The organism is Lysinibacillus sp. NPDC095746 (assembly GCF_044763535.1).
Lineage (GTDB): Bacteria > Bacillota > Bacilli > Bacillales_A > Planococcaceae > Lysinibacillus.
On the sequence record NZ_JBIWGL010000007.1, the window covers coordinates 38,320 to 58,407 of the forward strand.

General features: G+C 34.7%; 24 protein-coding genes. 13 read left to right on the plus strand and 11 right to left on the minus strand.

All coding sequences use genetic code 11. From position 1 onward, the window contains the following. The 7 genes from walK (at window position 1) to rlmH (ending at window position 7,339) form a co-directional block, all read left to right on the plus strand. Window positions 1-1,866 (plus strand): cell wall metabolism sensor histidine kinase WalK, encoded by a 1,866-nt coding sequence (walK, locus tag ACIQ7N_RS07015; protein ID WP_132362525.1) that lies wholly within the window; start codon window positions 1-3, stop codon window positions 1,864-1,866. Further along, window positions 1,863-3,182 (plus strand): YycH family regulatory protein, encoded by a 1,320-nt coding sequence (locus ACIQ7N_RS07020; protein WP_402931121.1) that lies wholly within the window; start codon window positions 1,863-1,865, stop codon window positions 3,180-3,182. Before walK ends, ACIQ7N_RS07020 begins: the two co-directional genes overlap by 4 nt. After that, window positions 3,169-3,996, plus strand: coding sequence for a two-component system regulatory protein YycI (locus ACIQ7N_RS07025; RefSeq protein WP_132362529.1), 828 nt, complete (start codon window positions 3,169-3,171; stop codon window positions 3,994-3,996). The genes ACIQ7N_RS07020 and ACIQ7N_RS07025 overlap by 14 nt, the downstream gene beginning before the upstream one ends. Further along, window positions 3,996-4,784: an MBL fold metallo-hydrolase gene (locus tag ACIQ7N_RS07030; protein ID WP_132362531.1), complete on the plus strand. Its 789-nt coding sequence runs from the start codon at window positions 3,996-3,998 to the stop codon at window positions 4,782-4,784. Before ACIQ7N_RS07025 ends, ACIQ7N_RS07030 begins: the two co-directional genes overlap by 1 nt. A gap of 157 nt (window positions 4,785-4,941) precedes the next feature. Then, window positions 4,942-6,243 (plus strand): S1C family serine protease, encoded by a 1,302-nt coding sequence (locus ACIQ7N_RS07035; RefSeq protein WP_402931123.1) that lies wholly within the window; start codon window positions 4,942-4,944, stop codon window positions 6,241-6,243. 361 nt (window positions 6,244-6,604) lie between these two features. Continuing rightward, window positions 6,605-6,769, plus strand: a complete 165-nt coding sequence (locus ACIQ7N_RS07040; protein WP_132362535.1) for a CxxH/CxxC protein — start codon at window positions 6,605-6,607, stop codon at window positions 6,767-6,769. Between the two features lie 90 nt (window positions 6,770-6,859). Beyond that, window positions 6,860-7,339, plus strand: a complete 480-nt coding sequence (gene rlmH, locus ACIQ7N_RS07045; protein WP_323654815.1) for a 23S rRNA (pseudouridine(1915)-N(3))-methyltransferase RlmH — start codon at window positions 6,860-6,862, stop codon at window positions 7,337-7,339. Between the two features lie 356 nt (window positions 7,340-7,695). Here the strand turns inward: rlmH and ACIQ7N_RS07050 are convergent, their stop codons facing one another. The 3 genes from ACIQ7N_RS07050 to ACIQ7N_RS07060 form a co-directional block, all read right to left on the minus strand. Continuing rightward, window positions 7,696-8,115, minus strand: a complete 420-nt coding sequence (locus ACIQ7N_RS07050) for an exosporium protein C (protein ID WP_402931125.1) — start codon at window positions 8,113-8,115, stop codon at window positions 7,696-7,698. A gap of 255 nt (window positions 8,116-8,370) precedes the next feature. Then, window positions 8,371-8,712: a BRCT domain-containing protein gene (locus ACIQ7N_RS07055; protein WP_402931127.1), complete on the minus strand. Its 342-nt coding sequence runs from the start codon at window positions 8,710-8,712 to the stop codon at window positions 8,371-8,373. Window positions 8,713-8,962: 250 nt separating this feature from the next. Further along, the gene (locus tag ACIQ7N_RS07060) at window positions 8,963-9,334 is read right to left on the minus strand and encodes a VOC family protein (protein WP_402931252.1); all 372 of its coding nucleotides are present in this window, start codon (window positions 9,332-9,334) and stop codon (window positions 8,963-8,965) included. Between the two features lie 276 nt (window positions 9,335-9,610). Between ACIQ7N_RS07060 and ACIQ7N_RS07065 the strand changes: the two genes are divergently transcribed. Further along, window positions 9,611-9,880, plus strand: a complete 270-nt coding sequence (locus ACIQ7N_RS07065) for a hypothetical protein (protein ID WP_132362547.1) — start codon at window positions 9,611-9,613, stop codon at window positions 9,878-9,880. A 493-nt stretch (window positions 9,881-10,373) separates the two neighbouring features. On the opposite strand, the gene ACIQ7N_RS07070 is transcribed toward ACIQ7N_RS07065, so the two are convergent. Continuing rightward, window positions 10,374-10,865, minus strand: coding sequence for a hypothetical protein (locus ACIQ7N_RS07070; RefSeq protein ID WP_132362549.1), 492 nt, complete (start codon window positions 10,863-10,865; stop codon window positions 10,374-10,376). Between the two features lie 215 nt (window positions 10,866-11,080). On the opposite strand from ACIQ7N_RS07070, the gene ACIQ7N_RS07075 reads away from it, so the two are divergent. The 5 genes from ACIQ7N_RS07075 (at window position 11,081) to ACIQ7N_RS07095 (ending at window position 15,233) form a co-directional block, all read left to right on the plus strand. Then, on the plus strand, window positions 11,081-11,233 hold the full coding sequence (locus tag ACIQ7N_RS07075) for a hypothetical protein (RefSeq protein ID WP_402931130.1): 153 nt from the start codon (window positions 11,081-11,083) through the stop codon (window positions 11,231-11,233). A gap of 169 nt (window positions 11,234-11,402) precedes the next feature. After that, window positions 11,403-11,720 (plus strand): hypothetical protein, encoded by a 318-nt coding sequence (locus ACIQ7N_RS07080; protein ID WP_402931132.1) that lies wholly within the window; start codon window positions 11,403-11,405, stop codon window positions 11,718-11,720. 6 nt (window positions 11,721-11,726) lie between these two features. Next, a complete protein-coding gene (locus ACIQ7N_RS07085) occupies window positions 11,727-12,122 on the plus strand; it encodes a MerR family transcriptional regulator (RefSeq protein WP_402931134.1) in 396 nt (131 codons plus the stop codon). Between the two features lie 207 nt (window positions 12,123-12,329). After that, window positions 12,330-13,097 (plus strand): nucleotidyltransferase domain-containing protein, encoded by a 768-nt coding sequence (locus tag ACIQ7N_RS07090; RefSeq protein WP_402931136.1) that lies wholly within the window; start codon window positions 12,330-12,332, stop codon window positions 13,095-13,097. 654 nt (window positions 13,098-13,751) lie between these two features. Then, on the plus strand, window positions 13,752-15,233 hold the full coding sequence (locus ACIQ7N_RS07095; RefSeq protein ID WP_402931138.1) for a malate:quinone oxidoreductase: 1,482 nt from the start codon (window positions 13,752-13,754) through the stop codon (window positions 15,231-15,233). Window positions 15,234-15,595: 362 nt separating this feature from the next. On the opposite strand, the gene ACIQ7N_RS07100 is transcribed toward ACIQ7N_RS07095, so the two are convergent. The 7 genes from ACIQ7N_RS07100 to ACIQ7N_RS07130 all read right to left on the minus strand — a co-directional run bounded on the left by ACIQ7N_RS07100 (window position 15,596) and on the right by ACIQ7N_RS07130 (window position 19,703). Continuing rightward, on the minus strand, window positions 15,596-15,877 hold the full coding sequence (locus ACIQ7N_RS07100; RefSeq protein WP_248717537.1) for a hypothetical protein: 282 nt from the start codon (window positions 15,875-15,877) through the stop codon (window positions 15,596-15,598). Continuing rightward, entirely contained in the window at window positions 15,874-16,530 is a 657-nt protein-coding gene (locus ACIQ7N_RS07105) for a hypothetical protein (RefSeq protein ID WP_402931140.1), read from the minus strand. Before ACIQ7N_RS07105 ends, ACIQ7N_RS07100 begins: the two co-directional genes overlap by 4 nt. 160 nt (window positions 16,531-16,690) lie before the next feature. Further along, complete coding sequence (locus ACIQ7N_RS07110) at window positions 16,691-17,104, minus strand: MarR family winged helix-turn-helix transcriptional regulator (protein WP_248717535.1); 414 nt, start codon at window positions 17,102-17,104, stop codon at window positions 16,691-16,693. Between the two features lie 133 nt (window positions 17,105-17,237). Then, window positions 17,238-18,269: an alpha/beta fold hydrolase gene (locus tag ACIQ7N_RS07115; RefSeq protein ID WP_402931142.1), complete on the minus strand. Its 1,032-nt coding sequence runs from the start codon at window positions 18,267-18,269 to the stop codon at window positions 17,238-17,240. A gap of 37 nt (window positions 18,270-18,306) precedes the next feature. Continuing rightward, complete coding sequence (locus tag ACIQ7N_RS07120; protein ID WP_402931144.1) at window positions 18,307-18,966, minus strand: hypothetical protein; 660 nt, start codon at window positions 18,964-18,966, stop codon at window positions 18,307-18,309. 3 nt (window positions 18,967-18,969) lie between these two features. After that, window positions 18,970-19,377, minus strand: a complete 408-nt coding sequence (locus ACIQ7N_RS07125) for a permease prefix domain 1-containing protein (RefSeq protein WP_248717532.1) — start codon at window positions 19,375-19,377, stop codon at window positions 18,970-18,972. Next, window positions 19,374-19,703 (minus strand): PadR family transcriptional regulator, encoded by a 330-nt coding sequence (locus ACIQ7N_RS07130; RefSeq protein WP_053482886.1) that lies wholly within the window; start codon window positions 19,701-19,703, stop codon window positions 19,374-19,376. The genes ACIQ7N_RS07125 and ACIQ7N_RS07130 overlap by 4 nt, the downstream gene beginning before the upstream one ends. Window positions 19,704-20,088: the final 385 nt, after the last annotated feature.

Sequence of the window (20,088 nt, forward strand, 5' to 3'; positions counted from 1 at the left end):
ATGCAGAAAGTTAGCTTCTTTAAATCAATTCATGTCAAGCTAGTACTAATTTATATTTTGCTAATCCTACTTGCTTTGCAAATAATAGGAATTTATTTTGCGCGTGAATTAGAGCAAAATTTAAAAGACAACTTCCGACAATCCATTTTTCAACGTGTCGATTTAATGCAATATAGCATTCGTGAAGAAATGTTAAAAGAGCGCGATGAAAGTATGCCAACTCTTGAAGAGAGCTTGAAAACGATTGTTATGGAATTTTCCACAGGGTTGAAGGAACTTTCTAAAGGAGATATTTTAGAAATCCGTGTCATCGATAATAGGCAGCGTATTCGCGCCACATCTGAGATAGACAATCAAAGTTTGATTGGACAGCGCTCGAATAATGACCTCGTACGCCGTGCTATCTCTGCAGAAACATTATTTGAAAACATTAAACTGGATAATAAAACAAGAAATCGAGTGTGGGTGTTAGCTTCGCCAATTCGAGATGGTGCAGGACCTGATGATGAAATTATAGGGGTACTCTATATTGAGGCAAATATTGAATCTGTTTTTGAACAAGTGAATGACATTAACCGTATTTTCCTTGGTGGTACAGCAGTGTCCTTAGTCATTACTATCTTTTTAGGAATCTTAGTGGCACGAACAATTACACAGCCAATTTCAGATATGCGTAAGCAGGCTCAAGCGATGGCAAAAGGTAACTATTCTCGAAAAGTGCGGGTTTATGGTACAGATGAGATAGGGCAGCTTGCTATAACCTTTAATCATTTAACAAATCGCTTGCAGGAGGCACAATCTACTACTGAGGCGGAACGGCGAAAGCTCGATTCGGTCCTTAGTAATATGACGGATGGCGTTATAGCAACAGATCGAAAAGGGCGTATTATTCTTATTAATGACCCCGCACTAGAGCTGCTGCATATTTCAAGAGATATTACATTAGGCCGACCGATTGCATCTGTTTTAGGAATTGACCAAGAGTATAGTTTTGAGGATTTAATTCACATGAATGATGCGGTGAATTTAAATTTCAGTACAGCAGACGCACCGTATATTTTACGTGCGAATTTCTCTGTTATTCAAAAAGAAACGGGCTTTATTAATGGTCTAATTACCGTATTACACGATATTACGGAACAGGAAAAAATAGAGATGGATCGTAGGGAATTTGTATCAAATGTGTCACATGAATTAAGGACACCGTTAACGACGATGCGCAGTTATTTAGAGGCGTTAGCAGATGGTGCATGGAAAGATGAAAATATTGCTCCAACATTTTTGAATGTCACACAAACAGAGACAGAGCGTATGATCCGCTTAGTAAATGACTTATTGCAGTTATCAAGAATGGATAGTTCAGATTATGAACTGAATCAAGACATTGTTCTCTTTAATTCATTCTTTAACCGTATTATCGATCGTTTTGAAATGTCTAAGTCAGATAAAGTGATGTTTGAACGTTTATTCCCAGAGGCATCTTATTATGTAGAAATCGATACGGATAAGGTGACACAAGTTATCGATAATATTATTTCTAATGCTATTAAGTATTCTCCCGATGGCGGTAATATTCGCTTTGGCTTTACAGCGCAAGGAGATATGCTAAAGGTTATGATTTCCGATGATGGTATGGGAATTCCTAAGGAAAATGTAGGACGTATTTTTGAGCGTTTCTATCGAGTGGATCGAGCTCGAGCTCGTTCTATGGGAGGCACTGGTCTAGGTCTAGCTATTGCCAGGGAAATGATTGAAGCTCATGGCGGTAAAATATGGGCTGAAAGTGAAGAAGGGCATGGAACAACGGTTTTCTTTACATTACCACTTAATTTAGATGATTTTGACGAGGCAGGTGAGTGGGAATGAAATATATAGAACCAGTTAAATCAGTTGTTTTATTCCTACTCGTTGTGCTAAGTGTTGTTTTAACCTTTATGATTTGGACATACACGCCAGATTATAAATTTATTGAACAGACTGAAGGAAAAGAAATTTTAATCGGACCACAAAAAAAACCAGAGGATGTAATTCGTCCTTATAAAGCCATTTACCGTTTTGATAAAGAATTTACCGGAACCGTATCTAATGGTGCAATGGTAGATATTATGGAAGCGTTTCATGGGTGGAATATCCTAGATTTAATGCCCATGGACACTAATCTTAAGGCGGACACTGTAAACAATATGATTCGTTCTAATAATTGTATGACCGTCTTTTTCCCTGGTGAGATTCCTTACTCTGCCTTTAACACGATTTTTCAGTTCGCCGATAAGGAGCTACCTGAAACAACCTTCAATCGTATGATTATAGATTGGAGCAATTATAGTAGCAAATATTTACAGGTCTTTTTCATTAGTGGCAATAATGAATTATTAATGCGTTCACGTGTAAGTCTAGAAAATGCTAATCAATTTGTAAGAAATATTATTGAGCCAGCGAAAACATACAACACTTTTAAAGAAGTGGAGCGAGATGGCTTTACCTCACTATATATTGCAAATGATAAAATTGAATCTGCAAAATATACGTATTTTATCGAAGAGAAACCTGAATTATTTAAAAATGTGGTATTTACAAATCTAAACAATGTCGTGCGTACTGATGAAAGTGCAACTACTGAAAAATATCACGATGGCATGTCACGGATGGTAATTGATTCGAAGGTGAAATCATTAACCTATGTATATCCAGCTGCAGAAAGTAGTGTAAGAATAGAGCCTTCTAAGCTCTTTACGGATAGCTTTGAATTTATCAATGAACACGGAGGTTTTACAGATGATTATCGCTTAGCCTCAACAAGTACAAGCAATAATCAATTGGATTATCAGCTATATTTACATGGATTACCGATTTATAGTGATCAGGCTATAAACCGAATTACAACCGTTTGGGGAGATAATCGTATGTTCCGCTACAAACGTCCATACTTTTCTTTTGAGAAAGATATTCCATCCGAAAAAGAGATGAAGGAACTTCCATCAGGATCGGAAATCGTTGAAAAGATTAAAAAGCTAGATAACATTGCTTTATCAGATATAGATGATATTGTTGTGGGTTTCTATTTAACCTATGATCAAAGCACAATAGTGACATTAGAGCCATGCTGGTTTGTTATTCGTAATGGTATATCGACAAAACTGACGCCTGAAATATTAGGAGGTGTCAAAAATGGATTGGAATAGAACAAAGTCTATTTTTATATTCGTTTTTTTAATCTTGAATATCTTTTTGTATTGGTTATATTTAAATCGCTATAATGAAGCGCAGAGCGTAGAAATACTAGGTGAAAAAACAATAGAAGCCCGTTTGAAAGATGATAATATTACGTATGGACCACTGCCGAATAGTAATGAATCAGCTTCTTACATTACAGGAAAAGTGCATAATTTTAAAAATATTGTTAACGATGATAATCAGCGAGTAAGTTTCACTGATGAGAAACATGCACATATACGTGTTAATTTTATTAACCCTGTGAAATTACGAAATATAAGTGATGATGCAAGCTTTACCGATTTTGTCCATACAAACGTTAAAGATGGAGATTCATATGCATTATGGAAGGTAGATCGTGAGGAACGAGTCGCAATCTTCTTCCAAAAGAAAAATAATCGAATGTTCTATTATAATGATAGTGCCTTATTAAAAGTACAGTGGAATTTAGAAAACGAAGTGACAATGTATGAGCAGACAATGATTGATAATATCGAAGAGATGGAGCAGCAGGAAACGGTCATACCACCACTTCAAATTTTCCAGACACTTTATAATAAAGGGCTATTAAAATCAGAATCGCGTATTAAACATGTGAAGTTAGGTTACTCGACATTTAGTAATTTAACGCAAACGCAAGTGTTGATACCAACATGGGAAGTACAAGTGGAATTACCGGACGGAGAAATAGAAGAGTACTTCGTGGATGCTATCGATGGAAAAATTATTGAAATCCAAGGAGACAAGCAAAAGGCTGAAGAGGAAGACTGGGGAGTTGAATAATGCGATTTAGTGTTTTAGCAAGTGGCAGTACAGGAAATTCGATTTATGTAGAGAATGACGAGCATGCATTTATTGTCGATGCGGGTCTTAGTGGCAAAAAGATGGAGCAACTATTTACAAAAGTCGACCGCAATATGAAACAGCTAAGTGGCATTTTCGTTACACATGAGCATAGTGATCATATTAAAGGAATAGGTGTATTGGCACGAAAATATAATGTACCTGTTTATGCTAACGCCAAAACGTGGCAGGCGATGGACGGGCTAGTTGGCGATATACCCTTAGAGCAACGTTTTGAATTTGAAATGGATACTGTAAAGCATTTTGGTTCATTGGCTGTTGAATCTTTTGCGGTATCACATGATGCAGCAGATCCAATGTTTTATAGCTTTCATGAAAATGGGCGTAAACTTGTTGTTATTACGGATACAGGCTATGTTAGTGACCGTATGAAAGGGATTATTCGTGGTGCTGATTCCTTTGTATTTGAAAGTAACCACGATGTGAATATGCTGCAGATGGGGCGTTACCCATGGTCTATAAAACGTCGTATTTTAAGTGATGTAGGGCATGTTTCAAATGAGGATGCAGCTATCGCAATGAGTGAAGTAGTATTTGAAAAGCCAACAAATATATATTTATCACATTTAAGTAAAGATAATAATATGAAAGAGCTTGCACGCATGAGTGTTACACAAACTTTGCAATCTTGCGGCATTATTGTCGGTGAGTATTTAAATTTATTTGATACTGATGCAGAAGAGCCGACGAAGTTAGTAACCGTTTAATGGTAAAATATCGAGGCTGTTCAATGACATTTATAGAAAATGCATTGAACAGCCATTTTTATGTCCATTTTATTTATTTTTCATCTGATTTTAATGTTTGAATTGTAATATTAGGGTAACAACTAGCAAATACTTAATAAACGAAAGGATGAGGTAAATGGGCTATTTTCAAGATGATGATAAAAATAATGATTTATTAAAAAATGATGAAATACAGAAGTCACCTCTTCAGGAGCGACTCGAACAAGAGGAGCGAGAAACGCAAGAGAAGCGTTATAAAAAGAAAGGCGGTGGCGGAGGTAAAGGTGGTTATTTATTTACCGGTTTTATCGGCGTTATCATAGGCGCTTTACTCGTTTGGCTCATGATGCCTGGACTGGTCAATCAAATGCCAGGTACAACAACAAGTAGCGCAAGTAATAAAAATGAAACAACCATTAATCAGGTTGCAACAGAAGTGACAACTGACGTTACAAAAGCAGTAGATAAGGCTTCAGGGGCTGTTGTAGGGATTACAAATATTCAAGAAGTGACAACTGGCGGATTCTGGAGTCCACGATCCTCATCAGAACAGCCTGCGGGAAGCGGTTCAGGTGTTATTTACAAAGTTGAAGGTGATAAAGCCTTTATCGTGACAAATAACCATGTTATTCAAGATGCAAAGCAGTTAGAAGTTACAATGCCTGATGGAACGAAAGAAGTAGCACAAATAGTTGGTCATGATGTTTGGACAGACTTAGCGGTCATTTCAATCAGCTCTAAAGATGTTAAGACAGTAGCGACATTTGGTAACTCAGATGTATTAAAACAAGGTGAAACAGTAATTGCAATTGGTAATCCTCTTGGCTTAGAATTCTATGGCTCTGTTACTACAGGTGTTGTTTCTGGTAAGGATCGTTCTGTACCAGTTGACATAAACGGTGATGGTACTATAGATTGGCAGCAAGAAGTATTACAAACAGACGCAGCTATCAATCCTGGTAATAGTGGTGGTGCACTTGTAAACCTTGCTGGTGAATTAGTCGGCATTAACTCCATGAAAATTGCGCAATCCTCTGTTGAGGGTTTAGGCTTCTCAATTCCGATTAACTCAGCAATTCCAATTATCGAGGAATTAGAGAAAAATGGTGAAATGAAGCGTCCAACAATGGGTATTTCATTAGTAGACTTAACGGATGTTCCGTCATTCTACCAACAAGAAACGTTAAAATTACCAAGAGACGTAACAACAGGTGTTGTTATTACAGATGTTGTGACGAACTCTCCAGCTTCAAAAGCAGGCGTTAAACAATACGATGTTATTGTTGAAATGGATGGCCAAAAAATCGAAACAGCAATCGATTTACGCAAACATTTATATAACCACAAAAAAATTGGTGATAAATTAACGATGAAAGTATACCGCCAAGGTAAATTAGTGGATCTATCACTAACATTAACAAATAGCGATTCGTTGTAAATTAAAAATCAGTGGGGATGATAGGGTCCCCACTGATTTTTTGTTGTTGAGTCAATGATAGTAAGGTGTCATATTAAAGTATAGCTCTTCAGCAAAACTTTTGCTCAAGCTTGGTGAGTAGTGAGAACGAGTAACCTCTGAGTTGAAATTCACCTCGCCGCAACGTTCACTGAATGATTTAGAATTAGAAAATATTGTGGATAACTAGAAAATTGTGAATAATAACATATACAGTGCGAGTGGTGATAGAAAGCCTATTCTTCCATACTTGCCTGACCTTTGTTACAATGGATTGTGGATAACATAGACTGAATTGTGAATAAGTTTGTGGAAATTTCGGAAAATAAGAAGAGGTGCAAAAATGGAAAAATACAGCTGTGAAAACCATATAGAACACGCTTTAGACATGTTTGTGGCTGAGCAAAAAGAGTTCCCAATTATGGATAAAATCGAAGAGGATGAAAAGTTATCCACAAAATGTAGCTACTGTGAACGACCTGCAGAATATCTTGTATCAAGTAAATAACTTTACACAAGATATAGGAATCGCTTGTGGATATGTTGATAACTTTTGTGGATAATTTGTTTGTAAATGAAATGTAAAGGTGGATAACGTGTGAATATAACGATTGTATCAGTCGGAAAACTAAAAGAAAAGTATTTAAAAATGGGAATAGATGAATACGTAAAACGCCTCGGTGGCTATGCAAAGATGGATATAATTGAAGTACCAGATGAAAAAGCGCCCGAGCAGCTAAGCGAAGCAGAGATGGAAATTGTAAAGAAAAAAGAGGGTGAACGTATTCTATCTAAAATCAACCCAGATACATACGTTATCGCCTTAGCCATTAATGGCAAAATGAAAACCTCTGAACAAATGGCGGCAGATCTTGAATCCCTCATGACCTACGGCAAAAGTAAAATCGCATTCGTCATCGGTGGCTCTCTTGGTTTACACGATGATGTATTGAAACGTGCTGATGAGAAACAATCCTTTGGAAAAATGACATTACCGCATCAGCTAATGAAGCTTGTTTTGGTGGAGCAGATTTATAGAAGTTTTAGAATTATGAAGGGTGAACCGTATCATAAGTAAGTGCGGTTTATGAAAAGAACCACCTAAAACGTTGGAGTGTCAGCGTTTTGGTGGTTTTCATTTATACAAATTCAATAATGTCAGTTTTAATAAATGAGGGTAGTAACATTTTCTAATGTTGAATAGTGATTTTCGCTAGAGATAAAGATCTTATATACTAGGAAAGTATAATATAATCGAAAAATAAGCTGTATAGAAAGTTAAATTTTAATAACTTCTGTACAGCTTATTTTTTTAATTAATATGCCTTAAAGCATTCGTCTCACTCTATGAACACTCTTAAAAAATTGATCATGTATGCCTTAAATTTGCATGGGGCATAAACATATCAAGAGGCATAGTAAGAACTATTATCGTTAACTTTTAGCTAGGCCACTAAAAGAAATCGGTCCAACAATGTTTGCTTGTGTGTTGGGTGTAATATTCTCAGCAAAAACCTGATAGAAGTTAGCACCAGCTATCAAATTGGAATCAATCGCTTGGAAGGTAAATATGTAATTTTGTTCTGAATCAGCTGATTCTACTCCATCTTGCGTATTATAGATCTCTTTCCCGTTACGGAAGACTCTAAATACAATTTGGGAAATATTAGTAACTCCAGCCACGCCGATGCTTGCAAGTAGTTCAACATTATTGTTTCTTGAAGCGGTGCCTGGGATGTTTATTTGAATCGAAGCTAAAAGAATTTTAAATGGTGCCTGCGGAATTGGAAAAGCAGTTTCTGGGTTAAACGTACTTAGAGGTTCGGTTGCTTGGTAATCAAGAATTTGTACCATTTTATCACCTCCTTTTGCTAGGATACTATAAGATATGTTCTATATTAGAGTTGGATTGTGTAGTAAACTAAGCTGTGTTATTTTTTAAACTTCGTCTAGTGAACTGTTCTAGTTTTTAATGGAATTATGAGCTTTCAAATTAAAATCATTTTAGAATTTATGATCTTTAGTTTGAAGTAATAAAATAGGTGAAAAGGTATGTAAACATAGTTGTTTTGCATACCTTTTAAGATGAGATGGAATAAAGAATGGTGTTTAAATTGGAGGCAGCTCTTCTTTTTGCATTGAAATGAGCCACATAAAATCATCTTCAATAATAATTTGAATGTCTTGGCCGAGGCTAATTAATTTCTCCGCTTTTAATTGTTTCGTACTTATACCCCGACGTTTGTCCCCGAGAATAACGAAGTCTGTATCTTGTGTCACAGTCCCTTGCATAATCCCTCCACAAGATCGTACTCTTTTCGCAGCTTCTGAACGTGTCATCGTGGAAAGGGCCCCTGTAAAAACGATTTGTTTATTATAAAACGGATGCATCAAGCACTCGGATGGATCAGAAAGTAAGATGATTTCTGTGTTGTCCTTATTGTTGTTCATGTTGTTTCTCCTTGATGATTTCAACCTAAATGTTAGGTGCTTGATTATAATTTGAATAATGACAGGAATAGTACTTTACATCAAAACTAGTCATGGAGAATCGTATCATAAGTCAAGGTGATTAGATGTAATTGATACACGATAGAGGAATTGTTACTTGAAGTACCGTATCGGAAAAAGTGCAATTTACACTTGCGTATTAAAAGGATTATTAAAGGAGACCGCGTATTTTTGACGGTCTCCTTTCTTCTTAAACTTGCACTTCACTCATGAATGCATGAGTATTATCTTCTGTATCTTTAAAAAATACCATCCATGTTTCTGTTTGTCCCATTTTTGCTACTACATGTGGTTCATCGATAAACGTAACATTTTTATTTACTAAATCCTCATATGTCATGCTTAAATTTCCAACTTGAAAATAAATAATTGAACTTGAATAAATAAATTCGTCTTTTTCTGGCAAGGTTAACAAAAGACGTAATCCATTACAATCAAAGAATGCCATGCTGTCAGTATTAAATAAAAGTGAAAGCCCTAGTTTTTCTTTATAAAAATGTATGGCTCGATCTAACTCTTTAACTGGGATTCCGATTTGTCCGACGCTTTGAATCCTCTTCATTTCCAATGACATTATCCTCTTTCAAATATGAATTTATCTTAAGAAAATACTATTAAATTTAGTATATCTTAACCAAAAACAACTGCAATGGATAAAGTATTTATAGAAAAATCTGACCGTGCTGAAGTATAAAAATTAAATCTTTATTGTGATTATTAAAAGTACACTAATAAATGGGGGAGTATTCATTAGCTTTTCCGTACATATTTTCTGCACATTTTCCAATACTATATCTAAATTATTTATATTAAATTGGCAAGAAGGGAAGAGGAAAAATTGGCTAAGCACTCAGATATGAGCTGGAAACAGGATCATCCAAGTACTTTGTTTGGGAACTCTGTCCAAAAGGCAGAGCGTTTGTTGAAGCATGCAAAGTCACATCCGGAGGAAATAGCGATTGAGCATGCTTTCAATCAAATCGAACATGCAGAAAATGCATTCATGAATGCACAGCAATTTGGTGAGCATTTGGATACAGTTCAGCAAAATAAAGAATACTTAGAGCAAATCAAGCAGCAATTACACGAAATGCAAGGCAAGCAGTAGACAGAGGATAAAAAAATAAACAATTAAGCGGCTTAGCCTAAAAGGGACTTGAGCCGCTTAATTGTATTCCTTTTGCTTGTAGTAACTTTACATTTTAGTCGATTATTAGCGCTATGTTGGGCAGAAGAGGAAACATAACGTTTTCTTTTCCGATGGATCCTGGGCTGTAATCCAACGAATTGGAATACATGCTCTCCAAAAATTGGGTGACTGACATCTTTCCTGGGAAATATTTTTAGTGTTTTTTTACATTTAATTTAGTTTTTGTATCATTACTAAGTAAATACGTATGCCATATAAGTTGATTGGAGTGGAGGCTGGCAACTCCATGGGGATTAGCGATATAGATGAACGAAGGCTAAAACCATCACATCCTGTAATAACGCCTTCGTGACCAACCTCGTGTTGGCCCGAGACCCCTGGAGCGAGCCTCGCGAATTCGGACGCCCCCAGGAACGGAAATCAACCCCACATTATGGTGACGAACCTATTCTTAACACCAAACAATTACTGTATACGGTGTAGTTTGTGCAGGAATACTCCTTGTAGTAGGACCGTAAATCACAATTAAGTTTCGATTTGCCGGGCTTTTTGAAAAAGGTTGCCCATTTTTCAGCAAGATAAGTGTATAAGCGGAAAGATTTAGTTGTAATTGACCATCGCTACTCACTAATTGGTTATTAAAAAAGTCGACTTTGACATTTTGAAAGCTATTTTCCTTTACGACGACGAGGGCTCGATATTGAGGTGGATATATCAAAGGAACAGGTGCATTCCCATCATAATATCCAGTAATCAAATCACCGATTGTTACAATTTCTTGGTTTACAAAATAAGTAGAAGGTGAGACGACAAAATTGATAATGCCCTGAGTACTATCTTCTACCGTCATAAGCTTATAACAGCCTTCCTTTTCCCCATTTTGCCCGATCGGAAAATCATCAATCTGAGTAACGACCCCACGAAATGATTTAAAGTTTACCATTGCTATTCCTTTCTTTATTAAAATGAAAAAAATCGTGAAAGAAGCTAAAAGAAAACCGACTTTAAAATAAGCAGCTTTATTTTAATTTATGTAACATCCCCAATTTGGGTGACAGAATGATTTTATGATCAAAAGGTTAGGTTTCTATATTACATGAATCAATATATACTTAATTTGCAAACTATAAACATTATTTTTCAGAGGAGGGGAGATTATTGAAGTGGATTTCTAAAAATAAGAAGCCCCTTTTACTATTCACCATTATTATTATTTTCATTGCTGGAGTACTCGATATCAAATATGAAGGATTATTCTTTCAACTATTACCAGGATCTATTCAAAACTATTTAGCTGATATTTTTAAATAAGTAGCATTAGGAGAAAGAGATTGAGCTATTCATAGTTGAAATTGGGTTTATGACTTAATTAGTAACTTAGTTCTAGAAGAATGATGACTGCTCTTCTGATTTGAATCTGTTGACATGGAGTTAACTCCATCTTTTAAAGTGAAAGTAATAAAAGATTGAGGTGATGTAAATGGATATTATTGTTTATGTATTGATAGGGGTATACGCATTATTAACAGGGATTGCAGGCTTGCATCAATGGAAAGAGAATGGCTTTCAAATACGAACATTCTTATTTGTGGTCATATCTATCAGTATTGTTGTAACAATATTTTTACCAAACAAAGCTCTAGTACTGATGTTACTAATTTTAGAATTTGTGTTGTTACATGTATTAACAGTTGCGGAAGGACTATTAACAAATAAACAGCTAAGATACAGTCACCATATCGTTCGTTTCATATTCCATTGTATACTACTATTATTGGTTTATAAATTTATAATGTAGTAGGTGATGATCATAAAAATTGGTGAATTTGCTACATGTACGGATCTTAGTAAAGATACGATCCGTTATTACGAAAAAATGGGTTTATTACATCCGGAATTAAAAAACAAACACCGTGAGTATAACGGGGAACATATTGAAATCATTAGTGCAATTCGTAAACTAAAGCAATGTGGTTTTTCACTTCAAGAAATTAAAATGCTTTTTGAATGGTCGCAAAATACGGATGAAAATGATGAATTGACAGAAGCGGAAATCCAAAACGTTCAACAGCTGAAAATATTATTTCAAAATAAGTATAAGCAGATGATTCAAAGAGAAAATGAGAGTAAACAAATAAAGCAAGTCTTGCTACGTGCTGATCATAAAATCGAGCAGCTGCTAGAAAAAAATAAAGGTTAGATGGGTGTTCTAATTAGAATAACAACATCATTTTAGAGACAATTATCGAATTGAGAAAACAAAGGAAACATCATAAAAAAAATAATATTTCATAATTTAACACAGCTAATGGGCTGTGTTTTTTTATAAAAAGTAAAAGGTGTTCTTCATTAAATCTTGAATATATTGTGGTATTCCAAAGTCTGATTTTTAAGAAGGGTGATGTTTATGGAAGAGTGGAAAATGGCACTTGAAGAGTTTTTAAAAGATTGGAAGAATCGAAATGATGTTGTAGGGGCACTCGTATGCGGGAGCTATATAACGGGAGATCCTTCAAAGCGTTCTGATATAGATGTACATATTATTTTATCTGAAGATGTAGATTGGCGAGAGCGAGGAAATAGGGTTATGAATGGTTTTCTTATAGAATATTTCGCTAATCCACCAAAACAAATTCGCAAATACTTTCAACAAGATTTTCAAAACCAAAGAACAATGTCCATGGTTCAATTTATTACAGGAAAAATTTTATTTGATAACACGGGCATACTTAATGAATTAAAAATCGAAGCGAAACATTGGCTAAACAAAGATTATGATGACCTAAATAAAACAGTTTTAGAAATAAAAAAATATTCACTATGGGATTCACTAGATAATTTAAAGGATTGTTTTGATCAACAAAGAGTAGATTTCCCCTTTGTGTATTTTAATTCATTAGCTAATTTATTTTCTGAGTACTGTCAGTTTCTAAGATTAGAAAGCATTCCATACTATCAAGTACATTCTTATCTTATAGAGCCAACATATATTAAAAAATATTTAAAAAATGTTTTTCCTGATTCAATATTTACAGAAATGTTTTTAAAAGCATTATTAGAAGTGGACAAACAAAAGATGGTGGAGGCATATGAACTGTTAGTAAACCATGTATTTCATCAGATGGGTGGTTTCAAAATAGACGGCTGGAAAATAAAAAGCACTGTCGAAAAATAGGATGAGATTTGATTTTTTGGTTAGAATAAAAAAAGAAATAACACTAGGGATTATAAAGAATATTCGTTATATTTTTATATGTAGTGGAGCTGGTGCAAAAACAAGACTGGTTCCATATTTTTATGTTATTATATAGATATAATATTAAAAGATCCGCATTATTATATGAAAATGCTAGCCAAATTTAGGTCAATTATTCCATAAAACTTAACTTCTATCAGCAGAAGTCTCCTCCTTTTAGGTGGTGAGATAAATGTAGGTTTAAGTTACTTTTCAACGGGTGTCCAAACATCTGCTGAAAGAAGTTAAAGCCTCCGGCGGATGTCACAGAATCGGAAAGGATTTCTTTGTGCAAGCACAAAGCTGATTCCGGACGCAATTATGCTGAGGCATAATTGATATGAAGGTTGGTTTTCTTTGTGGTGGAATAGGAGGTTTTTCTCTTGATTTATTAAGGGGAAGGCTCGAAAAAAGCACATAACTCTCATATAGATAGTTGATATTTTAATCTTTATGTAATTATGATACACTGCAATAAGGTAATAATTGATACAGAAAAGGTGTACGCCTAGGTTACTCCAGGGCTTACTGAGATATTTAAGCAGGAGAGCTATACATCCTTTCTGCAAATCTTAATATATAAGGAAGGTAAAAATGAGTAACAGACAAATTAAATCAGATGTTATCTTAATTGGTGCCGGAATCATGAGTGCGACTTTGGGGACAATGCTCAAAGAATTAGCACCAGATTGGAAAATTACAGTATTTGAGTCGCTCGATAAAGCTGGTGAAGAAAGTTCTCACGAATTAAATAATGCGGGAACTGGACATGCTGCACTTTGTGAGCTTAACTACACTTCAGAGAAAAAAGACGGATCAATCGATATTAGCAAAGCGATTAACGTTAATGAACAGTTCCATGTTTCAAGACAGTTCTGGTCTTATCTAGTGAACAATAAACTGATCAATAATCCACAAGACTTTATTATGCCTTTACCTCATATGAGTTTAGTACAAGGGAAAGACAATGTAGAGTTTCTAAAAAAACGTCATGAAACGATGACAAAAAATCCTTTATTCCAAGGTATGGAATTTTCTGATGACCCAGAAAAACTAAAGGAATGGATTCCTCTTATTATGCAAGATCGTCCAGCAGATGAAGCTATTGCTGCGACAAAAATTGACACTGGTACAGACGTTAACTTTGGTGCATTAACACGTATGTTATTCGACCACTTAAAAAATAAAGACGTTGACATCAACTACAATCATAGTGTTGAAAGCATGAAACGTACTAGCGATGGTTCATGGGAAGTGCGAGTGCACGACAAAAAAGGCTGTAAAATGGAATACCATACAGCAAAATTTGTTTTCCTTGGAGCTGGTGGAGGAAGCCTAGAATTACTACAAAAATCAGGTATTCCTGAAGGGAAACATATCGGTGGATTCCCAATCAGTGGATTATTCCTAGTATGTAAAAACCAAGAAGTTGCTGAGCAACATCATGCGAAAGTATACGGAAAAGCTAAAGTTGGTGCTCCACCAATGTCTGTTCCGCATCTTGATACACGCTATATTGATAACAAAAAATCATTACTATTTGGACCGTTTGCAGGTTTCTCACCTAAGTTCTTAAAAACAGGTTCAAATATGGATTTATTTGCTTCTGTAAAACCGCATAATATTACAACGTTATTAGCGGCAGGGGTTAAAGAAATGGGCTTAACAAAATATTTAATCCAACAACTTATGTTATCTAAAGAACAACGTATGGAAGAGCTACGTGATTTCATCCCAAATGCTAAGAGCGATGATTGGGATATTATTGTAGCTGGTCAACGTGTACAAGTTATTAAAGATACTGAAGCTGGTGGTAAAGGAACACTTCAATTTGGTACAGAAGTTGTAAGTGCTTCTGATGGCTCAATCGCTGCATTACTTGGAGCTTCTCCAGGTGCTTCTACTGCTGTTCACGTTATGCTTGAGGTAATCAATAAATGCTTCCCTCAACATGTTAACGAATGGGAATCAAAAATTAAAGAAATGATCCCATCTTATGGTAAGTCATTAGCAGAAAACCCAGAGCTTCTTAAGGAAATTAATGAATCAACAGACGAAGCGCTTCGTTTAAAATAAAATAGGATGTAGAAACAAAGAATGTAAATGATTTGTTTCTACAAAATACAATAGGACCTTCAATTTTAATTTTGGATTGAAGGTTCTATTTTTTTATTTCAACATCTTTAAGGAAGAGTATTTTGTGAAAAATTAGCCTCTATTAAAACGTGGAGTGATTTCATAGCGTATGCTTTAACGATTCTCATATCCACTTTTGATAACAAGTTGTACCAGGAATATTTAAATATATTATCTAATATATTTAAATAGGCATTAATTAATGACAAAATCGCAATAATTTATGAAACAAATATTTATAAATCAAAATAAATGTTTAGAAGCACACCTCTTACTAGCAAATAAAAGGTGTGCTTCTAATTTTAAAATTTAAGCTTGGAATAACAAAATTGGATAGAGCGTTTGATATACATTGAACAAAAGAATAGCAACAAAGAAACCAAGAGTGCTAGCGGAATGCTGAAAACGATTGGAAGCTCTACACCATACCAAATGCTCATTTGTATTTGTTCCAAGCCGAATGTTCGTAAAATGCCGGCTACTATTGATAGTAATGCACTGAAGACCAGCCCTGCATAGAGGATAGATAGTACGAGAAGGGCTAATGAGCAAAAAAAGCCTTGAATGATTTTTATGAATGTCATTCGTTTTCCCTCCGTATAATTTGTTGCACCTTGGCGTTTTTAGCAATCGAATAGCTTTTTGTATAATAAAGTGTTTGTATATGACAATTATCGCCTATTGCTACAATATCTCCGTCAACAATTTCTGCATCTGTATAGGACAGATGTATTTGTTCACCTTTAATACATGTACAATTCAACTTTTTCTTTAGAAAAGAAATAGATAACGTATCTTTTTCTACATGTATTACATCTGCAATAAGCTTTCCAATTTTATTTCCACCAGACATTTTTAAGTGAAAATGTTTAGCCTCTATTTCATTTGCTTTAACAAAACCGACTGCATGAAACTGTTCTACTTGTAAGTTTTGTTCAATGCCCAACTTCCCAGAACTATTCAATTTTGTTACTCGCCCATTGCACATATTTAAGATCCCCGCACTTTTAATCTCATTAATTTCACAAAAATCTTTTATAGAGCATGATCCCGTATTATTTAAAATCTGTGCTTCAACGAGGGAATGAAAAGAACTATGACCATGAGTGGAGATTTTTTTTACGCGTATTTCCTGATGTAAAGCAACAGATCCACGGATATTTAATTGCTCACAGTCTGCTACTAAGTCTTTAATAGAGCCGTTAGTAAGGGTTACTGTACGTAGTTTTTGAATCAAGGATAACCACCTCATTTTAATTTAATTAATATATATTTTAATTATTAAAATATATATTAATTAAATTATATGTTGCTTTGTTTTGTCAAGAACAAAAAAGTGTTACGACTTTTTATGGATTTTTTAGGCAATAAAAAAAGGATTTCAATATCATGAAATCCTAAAAAATTTTATTCATTAACTGATTAACTTCACGCAATATGTTTGCCATGTCTATCAGCTTTTCCTGTGGAAATTTTAAAAATAAATCTTGAACCTTTAATTCACCGCTATTAGTTAACGCCATTTTTACAACACGACGATCTTCTTGTTCTCTAATCCGTTCTACAAGTTCTAATTTCTCAAGTTTATCGCACATCGATGTAACGGCTCCTGGTGTCACACTAAAGAACTCAGCAATTTCAGTTGCCTTCATACCATTATTACTCTTTAGTTGAAGTAGGAGGATCAGTTGGTTTTGCGACAATGTTTCTCCCTCGGATAAGAGATTTACAAACTTTTTTGATTTCTGTTGTATTTCAAGCATTTCTCTCATAATCGTTTCCACATTGTGCAATTGTTCTTTTTTTGACATAGTATCACAGCCCGTTAAAATATTTAATAACTAAATTATATAGTAAATAAATAATGTGAGCTACAGCAATCGTTGCTAATGACTATATCGATAACTTCGAGTGCTGTTGATTATGAAATTAATACAAGTGCATTTATTTTATAAACGTATCGACCATCCACTCGTGAAATTTTTCCTTCTCTTCAAATTGCGGATAATGAGCTGATTGTTCAAAGGCAATAAATTCTTTTTTATCGGCTTCCATCATATCAAAGTAGTTTTTTGCTGCATTAGATGAAGTTTGATAATCATAGTTACCCATAACAAAATAGCATGGTAATGCAAGTTTTTTTACTTTAGTAGATATAGGGTTTTTCATTGATTCCTCTAACAGAGTTTTTTGAGAATAGGATAGCCCATAGTTGTAACGAATCACATCTAATAAGTTATACTCACTACTGAATAACATATTTATGATATTTCCATCAGGGATATCAATAAGTCTGGAAGCTCCACCATATTTTGCGATATACTTTCGTGGTGTATACATCTCACCATTTTCAACTTGTTTCGTTAACCCTTGTAAATATAGAACATCCTCTGTATTACCATCGTGTTCAGCTTGCTGAATAACGTAATTCAAACCGTCAATCTCGCTTTCTACTGTATCACTCATCTGTCCAATTCCAACATAGGCTGTAAATTTTTCTGGAGCTTTAGAGGCAGCTTGCGTTGCAATATACGTACCATAAGAATGGCCAATTAATATTACTTTTTCTTTGCCAAGACGATCTGCTATATAATCCGTCAAAGCCAATAAATCATCTACAAGTAAGTCTGATGAAAGATTAGAATAATCCTCAAAAAAATGATATGATTTTCCGCTTGCTCTTTGGTCGTAATTCACGACCGTAAAATTGTTTTCCAATAAGTTTTGATACTTACTGGCATATGGTATTTCTGAACATCCAGGTCCTCCATGGACAAAAATAATAACGGGATTACCCTTATCTTTGCCACGTATCATAACTTCATGATTACTGCCATTTATCTTTACTTGCTCTAATGCACTTACACTGTTATGACCTTTAATATGGGAGGTCCATGTAGGGAATAAAAGCGCTGTTATGAATAATACGATGGTAATTATTACAGTGTATTTTATAAATTTCATTATCTTTTTCATCTATTCCCCCTGTGAACATGAAATATAATCGGAATTTTTAGACTCTTTTTGGAAGAGTTGTCGAATTGTATATTTTCCTTTTATAAACATAAAAGTACATGCTAAGGGGCCACCATAGAACGATAAAGATTGGATAAATTGCCCATATTACGCCTGGTGAAGAGACAATATTTACTGTAATAAAAAAGATACTGATAAGAATTGTAGCGGTAACAGAGAAGGCTACAAACGTTTTTCTTTGTGCGTGGTATAAAGCTAAAGGCCACCAAATGACTAAAAATGATGGAAAGATTGCCCAAGGGTATGGATGCGATAAAATAATATTTAATAAGGAGTAATAAATAATGGTACTTGCACAGCCTATTAGTGCAATTTTTAATGTTTTTGCTTTTTCCTCTAAATACATTAGAATAGGCCACCAGATAATTGGATAAACCGCATATATGAACCATATATAATCTGGTGAGTATAAATAATTTTCAATGATTAGAAAAGCAATGATCATGGCGCTACAAACAAGAGAATATTGTTTATACATTCTTTTAGACATGAAAAATAAAGTTATAGGCCATAGTAAAACTAGAAAGCACGGGTACATAAACCATATCGTCTGAGGTGAAGTCGTATAATTGACGATTCCTAAAAAAATCATTGTCATCAAACTACCAACAATCGAAAAGCTAATAAAGTTCTTCATGTTTTATTCCCTCCATTTCTTACGTGACCAAACAAAGTACATAGTTAATGGCCACCATAATATTGCAAATATTGGATAGATTGCCCAAATTATATTGGGTGTATAGTAAAGATTAATAAAAATAAAAAATGCAATAATTAAGCCACTACCCCATATAGAGAATTCTAAATTTAATTTAGACATGTTTTTCTTTTCGGGCTCCTTAACACCTAATTCCTTTTTTAAATCCTCGATATCCCCAAACTCCACGATGGCTTTGTTGATGGCATCCTCTTGTTCTTTCCCTTGATCCATTAAATAAAATACTTTTTCTTCAAGGTTTTGAATAATTTCTTGTTTCACCATTTCTGTTTCTTTATTACGAGGAATGTCTTTAAAAAGCTCATCAATATGATTTTTTATCTTTTTCATTCTAAGCCCTCCATAAATAAGTCGATAATTTCTTTTACTTCCGACCACTCTTTTACTAGCTCATTTAAATAAGCTTTACCTAACGGAGTAATACGGTAATACTTTCTTTTGCCTCCGTGTGAAACATCACCATAATAGGCTTCAATAATTTCCTTTTTCTCAAGACGTTGAAAAACTGCGTATAAAGTTGCTTCTTTAATTTGAAATCGATTATTTGTGCGGATACTTATTTCCTGAGAAATTTCATAACCATAACGGTCTTTCTCTAAAATTAACCTTAAAATAATGGAATCCAAGTGTCCGCGGATGATGTCACTTCGAACCATAAGTCACCTACTTAATTTTTATTGCTCTATCTGTTAGAGTAATATTAGCAAACATTACTCTACCTGTCAAAGTAATTTTTCCAAATACGTCCAAATTTCTACTGAGAAGTATCATCATCAAAACGTGTAGTTGATTTCCGTTCTGGCTGGGCGCTTTCCTGGGGGCGTCCGATGAGCCGCTTCACTCGCGATGCTCGCTCCAGGGTCTCATCTGTGACGCTAATCCCCAAGGAGTCGCCCAGCCTCCACTCCAATCAACTTTTTTACATAGTAGACGTTTTAACAAAAGTCATCCACGATTTTTGGTGATGACCTATCAAGAAGCAATCAATCAGAGGTTAAAAAATCCCCTTTCACTTTAGAAGTAAAAGGGGATTGGGGATAT